3 protein-coding genes and 1 pseudogene are annotated in these 3,436 nt (G+C 72.0%); 3 read left to right on the top strand and 1 reads right to left on the bottom strand.

Going from position 1 to position 3,436, the window contains the following annotated elements:
- Nucleotides 1–348, bottom strand: a 348-nt coding sequence (locus AB0C29_RS39145) for a DUF4383 domain-containing protein (protein WP_360831639.1), incomplete at its 3' end; no start/stop codon positions are given.
- Between the two features lie 147 nt (nucleotides 349–495).
- On the opposite strand from AB0C29_RS39145, the gene AB0C29_RS39150 reads away from it, so the two are divergent.
- The 3 genes and pseudogenes from AB0C29_RS39150 to AB0C29_RS39160 all read left to right on the top strand — a co-directional run.
- Complete coding sequence (locus AB0C29_RS39150; protein WP_360831642.1) at nucleotides 496–867, top strand: hypothetical protein; 372 nt, start codon at nucleotides 496–498, stop codon at nucleotides 865–867.
- A complete protein-coding gene (locus tag AB0C29_RS39155; protein ID WP_360831645.1) occupies nucleotides 864–2,033 on the top strand; it encodes a zinc-dependent alcohol dehydrogenase in 1,170 nt (389 codons plus the stop codon). The genes AB0C29_RS39150 and AB0C29_RS39155 overlap by 4 nt, the downstream gene beginning before the upstream one ends.
- A gap of 72 nt (nucleotides 2,034–2,105) precedes the next feature.
- Nucleotides 2,106–3,436: pseudogene (locus AB0C29_RS39160) on the top strand (hypothetical protein); the annotation flags it as partial.

Here is a 3,436-nt window from a genome sequence, read left to right on the forward strand (position 1 = left end):
GAAGTTGGCCGAGCTGTCCTGGCCGACGACCAGGCCGTACAGCCACAGCACGAGGTAGATCGCGCCGCCGGCGATGAGGTACATGCGAGCGCCGGAAACCGTACGGGCCAGCGCGAAGGCCGCCAGCCCGAACAGCAGGTGGACGATGTTGTGCAGGATCGACACCTGGAAGATGCCGAGCAGCTTGGCCTCCGAGTGGTGCCCGGCGAAGCTCATCGTGTCGTAGTCGGTGGTGATGCCCGGGATGAAGCCCAGGATGCCGACGAGCACGAAGACCGCGCCGACGGCGAGCGCGGCGGTCTGGATGCGGGTCCGCGTCCGCGTGGCCGCGGGAGAGGTACTGGCCATGGTTCACTCCTGTCTCAAGGGACCGCCCGGATGCCCCTCCCGAAGGGCGTACAAACGCTGTTTAAAGGGCGCTCTCGCCGGTATTCCCCATCGATGCGAATCAGCGGAAAAGCTCTCGTCACGGCCGGCGCCGCAGCCGCCGGGGCCGTGACGGCATCCAGGATCGTGGTGGCCCGCCGGAACCGGGACCAGGAGGCCGGCCGCCGCCACGTCATCACCGTCAACCGTGCGTTCGACGACGCCGGCACCGGCAGCCTGCCCGCCCCGCTCGCCGCCCTCGGCGAAGCCGTCGAGGTCCGGCGGCAGCCCGCGCCGGGCGGCCGGGGCACCGAGTTCTCGGTCCGGGCGGTGTCCGGCAAAGTGTCCGCCGGCGAGATCCGGCGGGCGCTGCGCGAGGCCCGCTCGGAGCTGGAGATCGGTTACGTGCTGCTGCCCGGCGGTCCGACCACCCGGCCCACCCCACTCAACAAGCCGTTGCGCGAGGCCACCGCCCACGGCCGCGAAGGAGGTCTGCTGTGAAGGCACTGCAATGGCAGGGGGTCAACAAGCTCGCCGTCGGTGAGGTGCCCGACCCGCAGCTGCGCAACCCCGGCGACATCATCGTCAAGGTCCGGCGCACCGTCACCTGCGGCTCGGACCTGCACCTGCTCGGCGGCTACATCCCGTTCATGGAGAAGGGTGACGTGCTGGGCCACGAGTTCCTCGGCGAGGTGGTCGAGGTGGGCCCAGACGTCCGCCGCCACCGGGTCGGTGACCGGGTCGTCGTGTCGTCGTTCATCTCCTGCGGCAAGTGCTGGTTCTGCGAGCAGGAGCTCTACTCCCTCTGCGACAACGGCAACACCAACCCGGCGATCACCGAGGCGCTGTGGGGCCACGCGCCCGGCGGCTGCTTCGGCTACTCGCACGCGATGGGCGGCAACCCCGGCAGCCACGCCGAATACATCCGGGTGCCGTTCGCCGACGTCGGCGCCTTCGCGGTGCCGGAGGAGGTGAGTGACGAACGGGCGCTGTTCGCCTCGGACGCCGCCTCCACCGGCTGGATGGGCGCGGAACAGGGCGGCGTCAAGCCCGGAGACGTGGTGGCGGTGTGGGGCGCCGGGGGCGTCGGGCAGATGGCGGCGCGCGCCGCGGTGCTGCTCGGGGCGGAACGGGTCATCGTCATCGACCGCCTTGACAACCGCCTCCAGCAGGTCGAGAAGTACATCGGCGCCGAGACGCTCAACTTCGAACGGACCGACGTGGCCCTGGAACTGCGCGAGCGCAGTGGTGGCCGGGGACCCGACGTCTGCATCGAGGCGGTCGGGATGGAGGCCGCCGGCAAGGGCCCGCAGTACGCGTACGACCAGCTCAAGCAGCAGTTGCGGCTGCAGACCGACCGGCCGGTCGCGGTCCGCGAGGCGGTGCACGCCTGCCGCAAGGGCGGCTCGGTCTTCGTACTCGGTGTCTACGCCGGTTTCGTCGACAAGTTCCCGCTCGGCGCGCTGATGAACAAGGGCGTGACCATGCGCGGGGCGCAGATGCACGGGCAGCGCTACATCCCGATGCTGCTGGACCGGATGGCCCGCGGTGAGCTGATCACCGAGCACCTGGCCACCCACGTCATGCCGCTCGACCAGGCCCCCGAGGGCTACCGGATCTTCAAGGACAAGGAGGACAACTGCGTACGGGCCGTTTTTGTGCCCTAGCTGTATCAAACGGGACCTCCCGGTGCTCCTTCTCACCGCTACCACCGGTGCGACACCACGGGAGGAACCGGTATGCAGCACAATCCGAGCCGGCTGTCCGCGCGCGGGCCGATCGACCCGCGCCACGGCTTTCCACGCTGGTACAAGGACACGGCCGGGGTCCGCCTCGAGCTGGCCTTCGACCCGCTCGATCCGCGTACCCCGGCCATGGGCGACCTGCCCGACCCGGCCGCGCCGGTCAGCTTCCCGCGCAACTTCCCGGACGAGGCGTTCTACTTCCTCGCCGAGGCGGAGCTGCCGATCGGCGGCTCCGCCCGGCCGGGCCGGGCCCGGGTCGTGCTGGCCCTGGAGGCCGCCTTCGCCGGCACCGGCGCGGTCGCCGACCGACAGCAGCAGGTCTTCGCGCGGGTCCGGGTGCGCCTCGACGGCGGCATCCCCGGCGCCGCCTACACCTTCACCCACCCGTACGGGCAGACCGACCCGCTGGTGGCCGACGAGAACGGCCGGGTGTTCGTCACCGACGACGTCGGCGCCGCGCCGCTGCTGTTCGACACCGCCGTGACCGACGGCGAGGTGGCACCGTTCCTGCGCTGGAGTGCGGACGCGCCCGGCGGCTACCTCGGTGACGGCGGGGTTGAGCACACCGTCACCGGCAGCCCGCTGGGCTTCGACTTCTTCCGCGTCGAGGGCCCCGGCGTCGGTGACGTGGCCGGCGCGACCCCGGACCCGGCGGACCCCGGCAACCTCGACAAGGTCTTCACCGACCTGTTCACGCTCCAGGGCCGGATCTCCACCGTGGCCGGGTTCGGCCCGCTCACCGCCGGCAAGCAGGAGTTCGCCGCGGTCGACGGGCCCACCACGATCACCGTGACGTCCTCGCACGGCGGCAGCGACACCCGGCACGTACTGGTCACCGGGCCGGCCGCGGACCCCGACCCGCTCACCGCCGCGGCGGGACCCGACCGGCTGGCGACGGCGGCCGAGGTGGTGACCCTCGACGCGGGTGCCAGCACCGGCGCCGGGCTCGCGTACCACTGGGAACAGATCACCGGGACGCCCGTCACCCTGACCGGCGCCGACGAGGTCCGGGCGACCTTCGTGGCGCCCGCCGCGGGGGCGCTGGAATTCCGGCTCACCGTGCAGTCGGCCGCCGGTAGCGCCACCGACACCGTGTCGGTGCAGGTCAGCCCGTCGGTGCCGGGCACCGACACGATCACCGTCGACCGGGCGGAGTTCCGCACCGACTCCGGGCGCTGGCGCATCGAGGGCACCGCCACCGGCCCGCTGCCGGACCGCGTCACGGTGACCCTGGACGGCCTGGAGATCGGCAGTGCGCCGGTCGACACCACCTTCGCCTGGGACGTGCGCCGCACGGTGATCCCCGGCGAGACCGGCCTGACCCC

Origin of the sequence: Actinoplanes sp. NPDC048791, from assembly GCF_040650095.1 — a bacterium.
Taxonomy (GTDB): domain Bacteria; phylum Actinomycetota; class Actinomycetes; order Mycobacteriales; family Micromonosporaceae; genus Actinoplanes.